Raw genomic sequence first — 16259 nt, forward strand, 5'->3', positions numbered from 1 at the left:
GGCTCTCACTCTGCTGCCGTCAAAAGTCTGCGGGCTGCCGCCCGCGCCTCTTCGGTGATCACGCTGCCGGCCAGCATGCGGGCAATTTCCTCGCTGCGGTGATCGTCACCGATGCGCTGCACACGGGTCGCCACCCGGTCCTTCTTCAAGGCTTCCTTGGCGATCAGGAAATGACCTTCCGCGCGCGCCGCGACCTGCGGCGCATGGGTGACGGTCAGGACCTGGACACTGCCAGCCAGACGGGCGAGCCGCAGGCCGATTGCCTCTGCAACGGCGCCGCCGACCCCTGTGTCGATTTCGTCAAAGACCAGCGTCGGCGCCGAGCCCTTGTCGGCCAGCGAGACTTTCAGGGCCAGCAGGAACCTCGACAATTCCCCGCCCGAAGCAACCTTCATCATCGGGCCCGGCTTCGTGCCCGGGTTGGTCTGGACGTGGAACTCCAGCTGATCGATACCGCTGCGGCCGCGGTTTTCGGGATCGCTGACAAATTCGACGATGAATTTCGCGCGTTCCAGTTTGAGGTCCGGCAACTCGACTTCCACGGCCTTTTCCAGTGCCTTGGCAGCCTTGCGGCGCTTGTCTGACAGTTTCGCGGCCTTCTTGTCGTAATCCGCCCGCGCCTGGCCTGCCGCGGTGATCAATGCAGCCAGCTTGTCCTCGCCGGCGTCCAGATCGGACAGATCCGTCGACATCCGCTCGCACAGGCCGGCCAGCTCTTCGACGGGAACGGAGTATTTGCGGGAGGCAGCGCGCAGTGCGAACAGGCGTTCCTCGACATTTTCCAGTTCTCTTGGATCGAACTCGGTTTCGCGTAGAGCCGTTTCCAGGCCGCCACGTGTTTCTTCCAGCTGATCCAGTGCCTCCGCCAGGTGCCGGACCGGTGCGCCAAGAAGATGCGGCACCTGATCCGCCTTGCGCTCCAGCCGGCGCAGCAGGCTGGCAAGTTCCGGAATGGGGGATGCCGTGCCGTTGAGCGTTTCGAATGCCTCGTTGAGGTCACCGGCGATCTTTTCCACCGCCATCATGTCGGTGCGGCGGGCGGCGAGCTGTTCCTCTTCGCCCTGTTCGGGCTTCAGCTGGCGGAGTTCATCGACGGAGGCGCGCAGATAGTCGGCTTCGTTGCGGGCCGCTTCGATCCGTTTTTCGTGATCGGTCACTGCCTTTTCGGCCGCCTTGAAAGCGGAATAGGCGGACGCGACCGCGTCCGCTTCCCCGGTCAGCCCGCCAAAGACATCGATCAGCGCACGATGGCTTTCCGGATCCACGAGGGCGCGGTCATCATGCTGGCCATGGATTTCGACCAGGAGACTGCCCGCCTGGCGCAGCAGGCCGGCGCTGACCGGCTGGTCATTGACAAACGCCCGGGTGCGGCCATCCGCGGTTTGAATACGGCGCAGAATGACGTCGCCGTCGTCGTCGACATCATTTTCCTTCAGAAATCCCCGCACGGGATGCCCGGCGGGAACATCAAAGACGGCGGTGACTTGCCCCTGGGCCTCGCCATGGCGCACGAGATCCGCATCACCGCGCGCGCCAAGCGCGAGGGACAGGGAATCGAGAAGAATGGACTTGCCCGCACCGGTCTCGCCGGTCAGGACCGACATTCCGGCCGTAAAATCGAGATCAAGACGGTCAATCAGAACGATGTCACGAATAGACAGCGTGACCAGCATAAAGGTCGCTCCATAAAGTTCGGCGCGGCCCACCATATAGGAGGACCGCGCCGTCTTGAAAGAGCCTGTTAGGGCATTTCAACCTGATTATCGACGCACCGCATCAAATACTGCGGAAAGCACGGCTGATCCAGCTGCCGGCGTCTTCGCTCGGTGAATAACCACCCTTGTTCAACAGCGAAAAGGCGTCCTTGTACCATTGGCTGTCCGGATAGTTGTGCCCCAGGACCGCAGCGGCGGTTTGGGCCTCATTGACGACACCAAGGGCGTAGTAGGCTTCGGTCAGGCGGAACAGCGCCTCTTCGACATGACGCGTGGTCTGATAGTCGACGACAACGGTCTTGAAGCGATTGATGCCGGCAATGTAGTTGCGCTTTTTAAGGTAGAACCGGCCGACCTGCATTTCCTTGCCGCCGAGCTGGTCCTTGACGATGCGCAGTTTCTTTTCGGCGTCCGGAACATATTCAGACTCAGGGTAACGCTGGATCAGTTCGGAATAGGCGGACGCCGCCTTGCGGGTCACGGCCTGGTCGCGCGTGATGTCGGGCATCTGCCGGAAGAAGCTCTGGCCGGCGAGATAGAGCATATAAGCCGAATCCTCGTCACCCGGATAAAGCGTCACGAACCGGCGCGCCGCGGTCACCGTTTCGGTGTATTTGCCACGCGAATAGTTCAGGAAGGCAAGGTTGACCAGGGACTTCTTGGAATACTCGGAATAGGGATAGAGCTTGTCCAGCTCTTCGAATTTTTCGGTCGAGTCGCGCAGCTTGCCCTGCGCACGCAGCGCCAGCCCCTCATTGAACAGCACTTCGGGCGGCGTGTCATTGAGCGCGAGCTCATCCAGATCGTCCTTGCCCCCACAGGCGGCAAGCGCAATCGGTGCCGCCAGGACGACCATTCTGAGAAAAATCTTCATACGGTTGGTTCTGCCCAAATCAGAACCAGTCTCAATTCCGTTCACGCCTATGCTCCCGGACCGCCCGGCCCCACAGACCACCCATTATGCAGGCAGTCTTCCTATTTTGTTCGACAGGAGTGTTTAGCGGACTTTACCTGCCCCCGTCACGTCCTGATCGGCGATGTGACGCTTTTTTTGAGCAATTTTATGGCAATAGCGCCAAAAAGCGCCGCATTCCGCACAAATGAAAACGGCCGCTGAAAACAGCAGCCGTGAATTGACCTCAGGAAACGTCGGGGCCGAACACCGCAGCGGCGGCAATCCCGCCCTTGTCGACCTGTCCGACCTGCCGGAATGCAGGTGCCTCGACAATCTCGAACGCGCTCGGATCCTCGAACAGCTTGACCAGGATGGCATGGTTCATCTTGTGCCCGCCCTTGTAGGACCGGTAAAGGCCAAGGATCGGAAGCCCGGCCAGCGCCAGGTCACCAACGGCATCGAGAGCCTTGTGACGGGCGAACTCGTCCGGCCAGCGGGTGCCTTCCGGGTTCAGAACCTTGTCGTCTGCGATGGCAACGGAATTCTCAAGCGACGAGCCAAGCGCGAAACCCATTTTCCAGAGCTGCTCAACGTCCTTCACATAACCGAAGGTGCGCGCCCGGGAGAGATCATCACGAAACACGTCCGGCGTGATGTCGTCGACGAATTGCTGCTTGCCGATCAGCGGCGTGTCAAAATCGATCGTGATGTCGAACCTGGTGCCGTCATGCGGGTGCAATTCACACCAGGCGCTGCCATTGTCGACACGCACGGTCTTGTTGACCTTCAGATAACGACGGCCGCGATCCAGTTTCTTCAGGCCGACCTGCTCGATTGCCTCGACAAAGACCGAGCTGCTGCCGTCCATGATCGGCATTTCAGGACCGTCGATCTCGACGATCAGATTGTCGATGCCCATGCCGAAGAGCGCGGCCATGAGATGTTCGACAGTCGAAACCCCATCCTTGGACGGATCGCCTAGAACGGTGCAAAGTGCGGTCTGCGTGACCTTGTCCCAACGGGCCGGAATTTCGCAGGCATTGTCCTGGTCGGTCCGGGTGAACACAATCCCCACACCAGCTTCGGCAGGTACCAGAGTGATCGACGCCGGCTTGCCGGAATGAACGCCAATACCAGTCAGGGTCACCTGATCGGCAAGCGTCGTCTGTCGGTCAACATAAGTGGTCATGAAACCCTGCCCTTCCAAATGTGGTCGCAAATGTCCGGGATTTGCTCCTGCGGAGTTACGGACTTTTAACGATCCCACGGTGGTTGGGAAGATAGTCCCGTTCTGCTGCAGAGCGAAATAAAGCTTTATTACGGTTTGTAACGATCCACAGGCAGGCAAATAACTGAAAAATATGGGAAATTTCGTTCCGTTACGGAAACAGCCCGAAGCGTGAGCTTCGGGCTGTTGCGATCAGGGAAGAAGATCGCGTGTCGAATCAGTTGGCCTGCCGGCGCAGGAATGCCGGGATTTCCAACTGTTCGTCTTCGCTGGCTGCGAGCGGCTTGGGAGCAGCCCGGCCGGTGTTGTCGAGCTGGCCGGTCGCGCCCTGTGCAGCGGGGCGTTGCTGCGGTGCACGCGGTGCCGGCTGCTGCATTTGCGGAGCCTGACGGGCCACCGGTGCCGGTGCCTCATGCTCGTCTTCGTCTTCTTCGCGGCGCCCAAGGCCGCTTGCGAGACGGCGCAGCAGTCCCATCGGACGACGGTCCTCCTCGTCATGCTCGGCAAAGGATTCGGCCTGCTGCGGTTGCGCAGGCGTGGCTGCCGGTTGCTGAGCAGCCTGCGGCTGGGCCGGGGCCGTATCCTGCTGCGCCCGGATTTCACGCTGGGCGATCGGCGGGAAGTCCTCGACCCGCGGCATCCGCGGTGCCGGATTGTGGGCTTCAGCCACAGGCGGGATATACGGCTGGCTGACCGGGGTGTCTTCGACAACCGGAGCCGGAGCCTCGTCCTCGATATCCATCATGGCAGGCTTGGCCGAGAGCGAAGCGCTGCTGGGCTGCACCTTCTTGATTTCAACGGCCGGATCGCTGGCGACGGCAACCGGAGCGGGATCCGGCAGAGCCAGTTCCTTTTCCAGGCTGGCAACAGCCTTTGCGGCCGCGTCCTGTGCGCTGGCCTTTTCAGGCGCCGGCGCCGGTGCCGGTTTGGCGGTGGTGATCTCCGGCGTGCGGGCAAGAACCGGTGCTTCGGTCTTCAGAGGCTGTGCTGCAGTGCCGGGAAACGGAGCGGCGGCAAGGCCCTCCTCCCTGTCAATGCCGGTGGCAACAACGGAGACCCGGATGATGCCGTCCAGCGTTTCATCGAAGGTCGCACCCAGGATGATGTTGGCGTCGGCGTCCACTTCCTCACGGATGCGGGTTGCGGCTTCGTCGACCTCGAACAGCGTCAGATCATTGCCGCCGGTGATCGAGATCAACAGGCCCTTGGCACCCTTCATGGAGGATTCGTCCAGAAGCGGATTGGCAATGGCCGCTTCCGCAGCCTGTTGTGCACGCTTCTCGCCGCTGGCCTCGCCGGTGCCCATCATCGCCTTGCCCATGCCGCGCATCACGGAGCGGACGTCGGCAAAGTCGAGGTTGATGAGGCCTTCCTTCACCATCAGGTCGGTGATGCAGGCAACACCGGAATAGAGCACCTGGTCGGCCATTGCAAAAGCATCGGCGAAGGTGGTCTGGGCGTTGGCAATCCGGAACAGGTTCTGGTTCGGAATGACGATCAGCGTATCGACATTGCGCTGCAGTTCCTCAATGCCGCTGTCCGCGATGCGCATGCGGCGCGCACCTTCGAACTGGAACGGCTTGGTGACCACGCCGACGGTCAGGATGCCCTGCTCGCGGGCGGCCCGGGCAATGACCGGTGCAGCACCGGTGCCGGTGCCACCACCCATGCCGGCGGTGATGAACACCATGTGAGAACCGGACAGGTGGTCGTTGATCTCGTCGATCACTTCTTCAGCCGCGGCAGAGCCGACTTCCGGCTGGGACCCGGCGCCGAGACCTTCCGTGACCGCAACGCCCATCTGGACGAGCCGGTCGGACTGGTTCATTGCCAGTGCCTGGGCATCCGTGTTGGCGCAGACGAAGTCGCACCCCTGGAGGCCTGCTGTGATCATGTTATTGACGGCGTTTCCGCCCGCGCCGCCGACGCCGAAGACCGTAATGCGCGGCTTCAGCTCCTGAATGTCGGGCATCTTCAGGTTGATGGTCATATTATCCTCGCGACCCACTGGTGCCCCCGCTACGGGAGAACCCTCTTCTTCCCTAAGTTCCTCTGCCACACCGGGCAGTTCCAATTCCTGGCTGTCGTCTTCTTGGCTCATGTCGTCAGAAGCTTTCCCTGATCCACTGGCCAACACGGGCCAGGTAACCAGATTGCCCGCCCCACCCTGACCGTCCGTTCTTGTGTTCGAACTGTTCGATCTGAGCGACCTGCGGATAAATCAAGAGGCCAACCGCGGCGGCAAATGCCGGACCTTTGGCAGCCTCGGGAAGACCGGCGACACCAAGCGGCCGGCCAAGACGGACGTTGCGCCCCAGGATGTGACGCGCAACTTCTCCAAGACCCGTGAGCTGACTAGCGCCCCCTGTCAGGACGATCTGCTTGCCCACACGCCCGGCAAAGCCGGACGCCGTCAGCCGATCTCTCACAAGTTCAAGGATCTCTTCCACACGCGGGCGAATGACCCGGGTCAAAGCCGAGCGCGGGATCTGGTTGGGCAGGTCGCTGTCGCTTTCCAGCGGCGGCACCGTGAGCATGTCACGATCGTCCGAGCTGGATGCCAGCGGCGAGCCGTAAAGGGTTTTCAGGCGTTCCGCATCCTGAAGACGGGTTGCGAACGCTCTGGCGATATCCGTGGTGACGTGGTTGCCGCCAACGGCGATCGCATCAAGATGCACCATGTGACCGTCGACGAAGACCGACAGTGTCGTCGTGCCGCCGCCCATGTCGATACAGGCGACACCGAGCTCCGCCTCGTCGTCAACAATCGTCGACAGGCCGCTGGCAAACGGCGTTGCCACCATGGTTTCCACATGCAGGTGACCGCGGTTGATGCACAGTTCCAGATTGCGCACCGGCGGCACTTCCGCCGACACGACCTGCATGTCGACGCCGAGCTTGTGACCCATCATGCCGCGCGGATCGCGGATGCCGCGGCTGCCGTCCAGCGAATAGGAAATCGGCAACGCGTGGGTGACGGCCCGGCCATCGGTAATAGAGTGGCTCGATCCTGCGGACAGGACCCGCTGAATGTCGGCTTCCGATACGCTGTCACCGGCCAGCGGCACGCTGGCGCTGTAAATCTCGCTCTGCAACCGGCCGCAGCTGACATTAGCAATCAGCGATTCAACCGTCACGCCCGCCATGCGTTCGGCGCTGTCGACTGCAAGACGGATCGCATGCTCGGCTGCATCCATGTCGACCACGACGCCGGACTTGATCCCGCGCGAGCGCTGGTAGCCATAGCCAAGCACTTCAACCTTGTGGGAACGGCTCGACAGGATCGTCTTGTCTTCCTGCGGCACCAGCTTTGCAATCAGGCAGCAGATCTTGGTCGAACCGACATCCAGAACCGACATGATGACCGAACGACGGCTCGGCAGCGGCCGCATCTTCGGCAAATATAGATTGCTTGAGGAACGGCTCATGTATCCCGCTCCCGTTTTGCATTCCGCCCGTTGCCGCCGGTCATGATCTTGCGCTCTTCCGCGGTTTCATCGGAAAGGCGCACCGTAACCCGGTCGGCCAGGCGCATGTCGATTGCAATGATGTCTCGCGACAGCAAGCCGCTTTCCTTGTCCATTTCCATCAGATCGGCCAGGGCCGCATCGATATTGTCCTGTGGCAGCCGGATCGAGATACCGTTCTCCAGCTGAAGATCCCAACGGCGGTCCGACACGAGAAACGCTGCACGCACCCGCGGGCGCAGATCCGGGACTTTCTCCAGCGCCGTGTTGATTTCCGTCGCCCGGCGCTGTGCGCCATGATTGACCACCAGCAGCAGGTTGGCGTAGCGGCCGTCGACTTCATCCGTGATCACGTCACCGGCTTCGTTGACGATGGACACGAGATCACCGCGTTGCCAGAGAGCGTAGGGGATGCGTTCCTCGATGTTGATCTGGAGCGTGCTCGGATAGAGCTTCATCACTGAGGCGTGCTTGACCCAAGCCATCTTGCTGAGACGTTCGCGCGCGCCATCCGCATCGAACAGGGCCAGCGACGAGCCTTCATGGATTTCCAAAGCTTCGAGGATCTGGAATTCGTTGATTTCCCGCTGACCGGAGAGCTTAACGGCCTCAATGCCGAACCCGGCCGCCGACAGGAACGCATCGGAGACGATACGGCCGTGCCCCCCTATGACTATTCCATAACCAATTGTTAAGGTTAAGAACCCCAGCGCAGCAGCAGAACCGGTCCAGCGCGGCAGATCGGCCAGTCGTCCGGCCGAGCGCCAGACCGGCTGGCGATGCAGACGCGCAACGCCGCGCCCCCGCGGAGCCAGTTCGGCTTCCAGCGGGGTCAGCAGGTCCCGGGTCTTTTTGCGCGCTAACGACAGCAACTCGCGTCCTCAACCATCCAACTCACCAGGTCCTTGAAACTCATCCCCTTGTGGGCCGCCATTTCGGGCACAAGAGAAGTCGGCGTCATGCCTGGTTGCGTGTTCACTTCTAGGCAGATCAGGTCTCCGGAACCGTCTTCGCGTTCATCGAATCGGAAATCGGCCCGGGAAACACCGCGGCATCCCAAAGCCTGATGCGCCTTAACCGCTAGTGTCTCTATGGTTTGGTAAACAATCGGTGAAATTTTTGCAGGAAGAATGTGTTTTGAACCGCCTTCTACATATTTTGCATCATAATCGTAGAAGCTGTGGCCCATCGGCACGATGTCGATGACACCAAGGGGCTGGTCCTCCTTGACCGCACAGGTGAGTTCGCGCCCGGCAATGAACTTTTCGCACATCAGGACATCCGGGTAAGGCCAGTCGGTCCGGGACAGCTCCTGCGGCGGAAACTCTTGATCTTCCTTGACAATCAAGACGCCGAAGCTGGAGCCCTCGTTGATCGGTTTCAGCACATAGGGCGGCTTCATCGGGTGTTCGCGCTGGATGTCGTAACGGTTCACAATGAGGTGTTCAGTGACCGGAACACCTGCAGCCTGCATCACCGCCTTGGCCTTCACCTTGTTCATCGCAAGGCTCGACGCCATCACCCCGGAATGGGTATAGGGAATGTTAAGAAACTCTAATATTCCCTGAATGCAGCCATCTTCCCCGAAAGGCCCGTGGAGCGCATTGAAGGCCACATCGGGCTTCAATTTGGCCAGAACGGCCGAAACGTTGCGGTCGACATCGACCTTCGTGACTTGGTAGCCGGCCTCTTCAAGGGCCGCAGCGCATTCCCGGCCGCTGGTCAGCGAGACCGGCCGCTCGTTGACCCATCCACCCATCAGAACGGCGACATGCTTCTTGGCCATCTACGCGGCCTCCCCTTCTTCACCCAAAAACGGTTCGATCGCCCCCTGAGGCCCGAACGCTCCCAATCGCTTGATTTCCCATTCCAGCCGAATGCCACTGTGTTTCAGAACCCGCGCTCGCACGGTTTCACCAAGGAGCTCCAGGTCGTGGCCGGTGGCATTGCCCGTGTTGATCATGAAATTGCAGTGCATTTCCGACATCTGCGCCCCGCCGACGGTAAGCCCGCGGCACCCGGCCGCGTCGACTTCCTTCCAGGCAGAGGTGCCCGGCGGGTTCTTGAAGGTCGAGCCACCGGTTTTCTCGCGGATCGGCTGCGCCTTTTCCCTATGCGCGACCACATCGGCCATGTCCTGGCGAATGGATGCCTCGTCCTGAGGGATCCCCTCAAAGACCGCCGAGGTGAAGATCAGGTCCTTCGAGGCGGCCGAATGCCGATAGGCATACCCCATGTCGGCATTGGACAGGACGTGTTGTTCTCCGTCACGATCAATCGCCGTGAGTTCCACCACGCGTTCGCGGGTCTCTGTCCCATGAGCGCCCGCATTCATGCGCAAGGCGCCGCCAAGCCCGCCCGGAATGCCGGTGTAAAATGCAAATCCGCCCAGGCCGGCTTTCGCCGCGGCTTCCGCCAGGCGTTTGTCCGGAACAGCAGCGCCGGCCCGCAAACGATTGCCTCCGAAATCTTCAACAGCGCCGAAGCCCTTGGCGCTCAGCCGTATGACGACGCCTTCCAGACCACCGTCGCGCACCAGAAGGTTCGATCCCAGGCCTACCGGCAGGACCGGTATCTCCTTCGGCAGTTTCTTCAGAAAGGCAGCTAGGTCGTCTTCGTCGGCCGGCTGAAACATCAGCTGCGCCGGCCCCCCCGTTCGAAACCAGGTCACCGCTGCCAATGGCTGGTTGGCGGTCAGTTTGCCTCGAATGCCGCTGGCCAGGTCCGGATGCGCCTCAAGAAGATCTGGGAAACTCACGAGCTGCCTCCCTCAGAGCGCTTCAAGCTGTTTTGGCAGGGCATAGGCCCATTGCGTGATGTTGCCGGCACCCAGGCAGACGACAAAATCTCCAGGTTCGGCAATTTCCTTAACCAGCGTCGGGATCTCGTCCGGACCGCTGACGGCCTGGACGTTTCGATGTCCCCGCGTTTTCATGCCCGACACGAGATCTGTGTGCAGAGCCCCTTCGATGGGCTGTTCGCCGGCTTCGTAGACAGGCGTGATGATCACGCTGTCGGCATCATTGAAACAATTGGAGAAATCATCGAACAGACTGTGCAATCGCGAATAGCGATGCGGCTGCATAACCGCGATCACCTTGCCCCTGGTTGACTGGCGGGCCGCATGGAGCACGGCCTTGATCTCAACCGGATGATGCCCGTAGTCGTCAAAAATCTGAACGCCGTTCACAGTGCCGGTGTGGGTGAAGCGCCGCTTCACACCGCCGAAGGAGGAAATCCCCTTTTCAAGGTCTTCTGCTCCGACGCCCAGCTGCGAGGCGACTGCGATCGCCGCGGTCGCGTTGGAGACGTTGTGGAGGCCCGGCATCGGCAGCACCAGGTCCTTCAGTTCGGTCACCTGGTCGCTGCGCCGGTCCCGAATGCTGACGGAGAAGGTCGATTTGCCGCCATCCATGGAGACATCGGTGAACCGGACATCAGCCTGCGGATTGGTGCCGTAGGTGACGACGCGCCGGTCCTCGATGGTACCGATCATGGTCTGGACTTCCGGGTGATCCAGACACATCACGGCAAATCCGTAGAAGGGCACGTTTTCGACAAACTGCCGGAAGGCCGCGCGTACGCCGGCAAAATCGCCATAATGATCCAGATGTTCCGGATCTATGTTGGTGACAATGGCAATGTCGGCGGGCAGCTTGATGAAGGTACCGTCGCTTTCATCCGCCTCGACCACCATCCAGTCGCCCTCGCCCATCCGGGCATTGGTTCCATAGGCGTTAATGATGCCGCCGTTGATGACGGTCGGATCCAGGTTGCCGGCATCCAGCAAAGCAGCAACCATGGACGTGGTCGTGGTTTTGCCATGGGTGCCACCGACCGCGATGGACTGCTTGAAGCGCATCAGCTCGGCGAGCATTTCGGCGCGGCGCACCACCGGGATCAGCTTTTCACGGGCTGCGACCAGCTCCGGATTGTCCTTCTTGATCGCGGAAGAAACCACCAGAACTTCGGCGTCGCCGAGATTTTCTGCAGCGTGGCCGACAGTGACCTTGATGCCGTTCTGGCGCAGCCGCTGGACATTGGCGTTTTCCGCCATGTCCGATCCCTGAACCTCATAGCCGAGTGTTTTCAACACTTCGGCAATGCCGCTCATGCCGATGCCGCCAATGCCGACAAAATGAACCGGTCCGATATCCTGCGGCATCTTCATGGCCGTTCTCCTTTTGAATTGGCAACTTCCTCGACCAGATCCGCAAGACGCTTCACCGCATCAGGCCGTCCGACACCACGAGCATTTTTGGCGGCGTCTTTCAGCATCTCCGGGGTTTCCATGAAACGGACGAGCTCCTTTGCGAGACGCTCCGGGAAAAGATCCACCTGACGGATCGGCCAGGCCCCGCCAACTTTCTCCAGCACCTTGGCATTGGCGGCCTGATCCTGATCGATAGCGCCCGGCAGCGGCACCAGGATGGACGGTCGTCCAAGCACGCTGAGCTCGCTCACGGACGACGCTCCGGAGCGGCAGAGCACCAGATGGGAATGCGCGATGCGCTGGGGCATGTCCTGAAAGAACGGCGCGCATTCGGCCTGAACGCCCAGATTGTCATAGACTTCCTGGACCCGTTCCATATCCTCCGGCCGGCATTGCTGCACAATCTGAAGCCGCTTGCGTTTGTCCTCCGGCAGCTTTTCGACCGCCGGCGGAACAAGATCGGAGAAAAAGCGCGCGCCCTGGGAACCGCCAAAGACCAGCAGTCTGAACGGACCAATTGAATCGGGAACGGAATAGAAGATTTCTGAGGCATCGATGACCGCATCGCGCACCGGATTACCGGTCTCGGTGAGCTTGGACTTCAGGTCTCCCGGCAATTCATCCATCGGCACGCTGGTGGCAATCGCCGTCACGCCCTTGGCCAGCATCTTGTTGGCCCGGCCCATGACGCCGTTTGCTTCATGCAGAATGGATGGCGTCCCCGTCAGCCGCGCCGCAAACATCGGTGGGAACGTCGGATAGCCACCGAAACCGGCGACAACATCCGGCTTGAGCGATTTGATGACCTTGCGCGCCTGGACCGTGCCCCAAAGCAGTTTCAGGGCTGTCTTGGCAATGGCAATCGGGTTACGGCCCCGAATGGTTTCCGAGGCGATGATATGAACGTCTCTGGCCGGAAAGGCGCTGCCATATTTGTCTGCCCGCTCGTCTGTCGCCAGTTCGACGGTCCAGCCACGCCGGATTAGTTCACTGGCAAGAGCCTGTGCGGGAAACAAGTGGCCGCCGGTACCGCCGGCCGTCAATAAAACTGTTTTGCTCATGGAAACCGGCTTTGGGCTTACATTAGGGACGAGGGCGACAACCGGCTGACGGTGACAACGTCTCCGCGCGACGGCTGTGGCCGCCTGCGCGTGAGCGCCAGAATGGCACCGGCCGTCATGGCCGAGGACAGAAGCGATGAACCGCCATAGGAAATGAATGGCAGTGTCATGCCCTTGGACGGCATCAGGTGAAGGTTCACGGCCAGGTTGATGGTGGCCTGCAAACCGAACAGAACAACAAGACCTGCAGTGGCCAGACGGCTGAACGCGTCCTGGTCGCGGCTGGCATGTTTCAGACCGCGCAGCACGATAAAGGCAAAGACAGCCACCAGCAGCAGGCAGATGAGAATTCCGAATTCTTCGCCGACAACGGCAAAGACAAAGTCGGCATGGCTGTCCGGCAACACCCGTTTGACGGTCCCCTCGCCCGGCCCCTGTCCGAACCAGCCCCCGGACAGGAAGGAGTCGATTGCCGCGTCAATCTGGTAGGTGTCCCCCTTGCTCGGATCCATGAACCTGTCGACACGTGTCGTCACGTGCGGGAGGAAGGCGTAAGCCGCAAAGAGCCCGACGATACCGATCAATCCGAGCGCCACGATGATCAGCCAGGAAATGCCGTTGAGAAAGAAGAGCCCGGCCCAGACCAGCCCGAGCAGCATGGTCTGACCGAAATCAGGTTGGGCGATCAGCAGAGCGGCGCAGATCGCAAACAGCACGAAGGCAAACAGGACACCTGGTATTTCCCGGCGACGCCCGCTCTCAGACAGCAGGAACGCGATCAGGATCACAAAGGCCGGTTTCAGGAATTCCGAGGCCTGGACAGAGACACCCGCCACATAGATCCAGCGCCTTGCGCCCTTGGTTTCGAACCCCATGAAAAGGGTCGCGATCAGCAGGAAGACCGATATGGCGAAAACGACCAGCGCGGCCCGGCGCACCATGCGTGGCGTCATAAGCGAGGCAGCCAGCATGATGGCCAGTGCCGGTACAACGAACATTGCCTGCCGCTTGACGAAATAGAGCGATCCGACGCCGATCCGTTCGGCCACCGGCGGGCTGGCGGCGAAGGCGAAGACCACGCCTGCAACGAGCAGAAGCCCGAACGCGGCGAGCAGGTAATGATCGACGGTCCAAAGCCATTCGGCGAATTTGCTGCGATCGGCGCGTGACACCATCTTACGCAACCTCCTCCTGAGTGTTTCCAGCGTCAGGCAAGGCACGCACCGCGTCTACAAAAGCAGCGCCCCGCAATTCGAAGTTCGGGAATTGATCAAAGCTCGCACAGGCCGGCGACAAAAGTATGGCGATTTCCTCTGCCCCGTCTTCCGCCGCCTCCGCGGCCGCATCCTTGACGGCCTGCGTCAGCGTTCCGCTGATCGTGTGCGGCACCCGGTCTTCCAGTGTCTTGGCGAAATCCCTGGCTGCCTCGCCAATCAGGAATGCCTTTGCGATCTTCGGGAAATACTCGTCGAGAGACGAGATGCCGCCGGATTTGGCCCGGCCTCCGGCAATCCAGTAGATCCGGTCAAAGCTCGACAGGGCCCGTGCCGCGGCGTCCGCATTGGTTGCCTTGGAATCGTTGATGAACAGCACCCGCCCCTGCTTCGACACGACTTCCATCCTGTGGTGCAGGCCGGGAAAGGATTTCATGGCGTAGGAAATCCTGTCGGCCGGAAGCTCAAGCGCTCTCAGCGCAGCAAAGGCAGCCGCCGCGTTCTGGCCGTTGTGATCGCCCCGCAGACTGTCGATACCACCGAGCAGGGCGACTACGTTCTGCGCGCCGTCATGGGCTTCGATCAGTTTTCCTCTATGAGCGTAAATGCCGTCCGTAAGCTCCCGTTCGCCGGCAATGCGGCAGACAGGTTTGCGCGCCATGTCGAGCCGGTCGGCAATGTCGGAGGACAGCCGGTCGTCAACGCCCACCACAGCGACCTTGGCTCCTGCGACCAGCCGTTCCTTGATCGCTGCATAGTTTTCCATTGAGCCGTGCCGGTCGAGATGGTCCGGCGACAGGTTCATGTGCACGCCGACCGTCGGATCGAGCGTCGGCGCCAGGTCGATCTGGTAGGACGAGCACTCGATCACATAGTGACGTCCGGGCTGCGGCAGCTCGAGGTCCAGGACGGGCGTTCCGATGTTGCCGCCCATCTGAACATCAAGTCCCATCTCCTTCAGGAGATGCGTCACAAGCGCGGTCGTGGTCGACTTGCCGTTCGTGCCGGTGATCGCGATCAGGGGCGCAGACGGGCAGAGATTGCGCCGCTCCCGGCAGAATAGCTCCACATCGCCGATGATTTCGACGCCTGCATCCCGGGCCAGATCGACAGACCAGTGCGGAACGGGATGGGTCAGCGGCACGCCAGGCGCGAGCACCAGCGCGGCAACCTCGGTCCAGTCGAGTTCCCTCAAGTCACCGGTCGTGAGCCCTTCGGCAGCCGCCTCGGCAACCCGGTCGGCATTGTCGTCGAAACACACCACATCGGCCCCACCGGCGCGAAGCGCCCGTGCGGTCGCGAGCCCGGACCCGCCAAGTCCGAAAAGGGCGACCTTCTGGCTCATGAATGTGGTGACCGGAATCATCGCCTTACCTCAGCTTCAAGGTGGCAAGGCCGATCAGGGCCAGGACGACGGAAATGATCCAGAAGCGGATGACAACCTGGCTTTCCGTCCAGCCCATGATCTCGAAATGATGGTGGATCGGCGCCATTCGGAAGACACGCTTGCCGGTCAGCCGGAAGGAAATCACCTGCACGATCACGGAGACGGCTTCCAGCACGAACAGCCCCCCGATGATGGCCAGCACGATTTCATGTTTTGTGGCAACCGCAATCGCGCCGATCATGCCGCCAAGCGCCAGCGAGCCGGTGTCACCCATGAAAATGGCTGCCGGAGGGGCATTGAACCACAGAAAGCCGAGGCCGGCACCAATCACCGCGCCACAGATAACAGCCAGTTCCCCGGTACCCGAGACGTGATGGATCTGCAGGTAGTTGGCAAACACCGCGTTACCCGAGAGGTAGGCAATCAGACCGAAGGAGGCGCAGGCAATCATCACCGGCACGATGGCAAGACCATCAAGCCCGTCGGTCAGGTTGACCGCATTGCCCGCCCCGACCATCACGAAGGCTGCAAAAGGAATGAAGATAATCCCGAGATTGAGCGTGAAGTCTTTCAGGAAGGGGAACGTGATGGCCTCGGAATATTCCGAGGTATCGAGCATCGTCACGGCAAAAGCGGCCGTGGCCGCGATGATGAACTCAAGCCCGAGACGCGCCTTGCCGCCAAAGCCCTTGTGCGAGGACTTGGTGACTTTCAGATAGTCGTCGTAAAAACCGATGCCGCCGAAGCCGAGCGTGACCCCTATGACCACCCAGACATAGGGGTTGGAAAGATCCGACCACAGCAGGGCAGCCACCAGCGCACCGGACAGGATCATCAATCCGCCCATAGTGGGTGTGCCCTTCTTGGTCAGAAGATGGCTTTCCGGGCCGTCAGACCGGATCGGTTGGCCATGGCCCTGCCGGATCCTGAGGCTGGCAATGATTTTCGGACCGAAGAGAAAAACGAAAAACAGCGCGGTCATGATCGCGCCGCCGGTCCGGAACGTGATGTAGCGGAACACGTTCAGTGCCGAAATCTGATCCGCAAATTGCCCCAGGAAATAAAACATTCAGTTCAAA

At 60.8% G+C, this 16259-nt stretch carries 13 protein-coding genes; all 13 read right to left on the minus strand.

Features of this window, described 5'->3' with window-relative positions:
- Window positions 1–5 precede the first annotated feature (5 nt).
- The 13 genes from recN to mraY all read right to left on the minus strand — a co-directional run bounded on the left by recN (window position 6) and on the right by mraY (window position 16249).
- The gene (gene recN / locus CHH27_RS11350; RefSeq protein WP_094074683.1) at window positions 6–1673 is read right to left on the minus strand and encodes a DNA repair protein RecN; all 1668 of its coding nucleotides are present in this window, start codon (window positions 1671–1673) and stop codon (window positions 6–8) included.
- Between the two features lie 103 nt (window positions 1674–1776).
- The gene (locus CHH27_RS11355; protein ID WP_094071685.1) at window positions 1777–2589 is read right to left on the minus strand and encodes an outer membrane protein assembly factor BamD; all 813 of its coding nucleotides are present in this window, start codon (window positions 2587–2589) and stop codon (window positions 1777–1779) included.
- Between the two features lie 265 nt (window positions 2590–2854).
- On the minus strand, window positions 2855–3799 hold the full coding sequence (gene lpxC, locus CHH27_RS11360; protein WP_094071686.1) for a UDP-3-O-acyl-N-acetylglucosamine deacetylase: 945 nt from the start codon (window positions 3797–3799) through the stop codon (window positions 2855–2857).
- Between the two features lie 256 nt (window positions 3800–4055).
- Window positions 4056–5828 carry a cell division protein FtsZ gene (gene ftsZ, locus CHH27_RS11365; protein WP_094071687.1) on the minus strand — a complete coding sequence of 591 codons (1773 nt, stop codon included), beginning with the start codon at window positions 5826–5828 and terminating at the stop codon, window positions 4056–4058.
- 115 nt (window positions 5829–5943) lie between these two features.
- On the minus strand, window positions 5944–7266 hold the full coding sequence (ftsA, locus tag CHH27_RS11370) for a cell division protein FtsA (RefSeq protein WP_094071688.1): 1323 nt from the start codon (window positions 7264–7266) through the stop codon (window positions 5944–5946).
- Window positions 7263–8177 (minus strand): cell division protein FtsQ/DivIB, encoded by a 915-nt coding sequence (locus CHH27_RS11375; protein ID WP_198338403.1) that lies wholly within the window; start codon window positions 8175–8177, stop codon window positions 7263–7265. The genes ftsA and CHH27_RS11375 overlap by 4 nt, the downstream gene beginning before the upstream one ends.
- Window positions 8165–9091 (minus strand): D-alanine--D-alanine ligase, encoded by a 927-nt coding sequence (locus CHH27_RS11380; protein ID WP_094071689.1) that lies wholly within the window; start codon window positions 9089–9091, stop codon window positions 8165–8167. The genes CHH27_RS11375 and CHH27_RS11380 overlap by 13 nt, the downstream gene beginning before the upstream one ends.
- Window positions 9092–10063, minus strand: coding sequence for a UDP-N-acetylmuramate dehydrogenase (gene murB / locus CHH27_RS11385; RefSeq protein WP_094071690.1), 972 nt, complete (start codon window positions 10061–10063; stop codon window positions 9092–9094).
- Between the two features lie 12 nt (window positions 10064–10075).
- On the minus strand, window positions 10076–11476 hold the full coding sequence (murC, locus tag CHH27_RS11390) for a UDP-N-acetylmuramate--L-alanine ligase (protein ID WP_094071691.1): 1401 nt from the start codon (window positions 11474–11476) through the stop codon (window positions 10076–10078).
- On the minus strand, window positions 11473–12579 hold the full coding sequence (murG, locus tag CHH27_RS11395; RefSeq protein WP_094071692.1) for an undecaprenyldiphospho-muramoylpentapeptide beta-N-acetylglucosaminyltransferase: 1107 nt from the start codon (window positions 12577–12579) through the stop codon (window positions 11473–11475). The genes murC and murG overlap by 4 nt, the downstream gene beginning before the upstream one ends.
- 17 nt (window positions 12580–12596) lie before the next feature.
- On the minus strand, window positions 12597–13754 hold the full coding sequence (locus tag CHH27_RS11400) for an FtsW/RodA/SpoVE family cell cycle protein (protein ID WP_094071693.1): 1158 nt from the start codon (window positions 13752–13754) through the stop codon (window positions 12597–12599).
- Between the two features lies 1 nt (window position 13755).
- On the minus strand, window positions 13756–15159 hold the full coding sequence (gene murD / locus CHH27_RS11405; RefSeq protein WP_094071694.1) for a UDP-N-acetylmuramoyl-L-alanine--D-glutamate ligase: 1404 nt from the start codon (window positions 15157–15159) through the stop codon (window positions 13756–13758).
- A 4-nt stretch (window positions 15160–15163) separates the two neighbouring features.
- Window positions 15164–16249, minus strand: coding sequence for a phospho-N-acetylmuramoyl-pentapeptide-transferase (gene mraY / locus CHH27_RS11410; protein WP_094071695.1), 1086 nt, complete (start codon window positions 16247–16249; stop codon window positions 15164–15166).
- Window positions 16250–16259 lie beyond the last annotated feature (10 nt).

The organism is Labrenzia sp. VG12, assembly GCF_002237595.1.
Lineage (GTDB): Bacteria > Pseudomonadota > Alphaproteobacteria > Rhizobiales > Stappiaceae > Roseibium.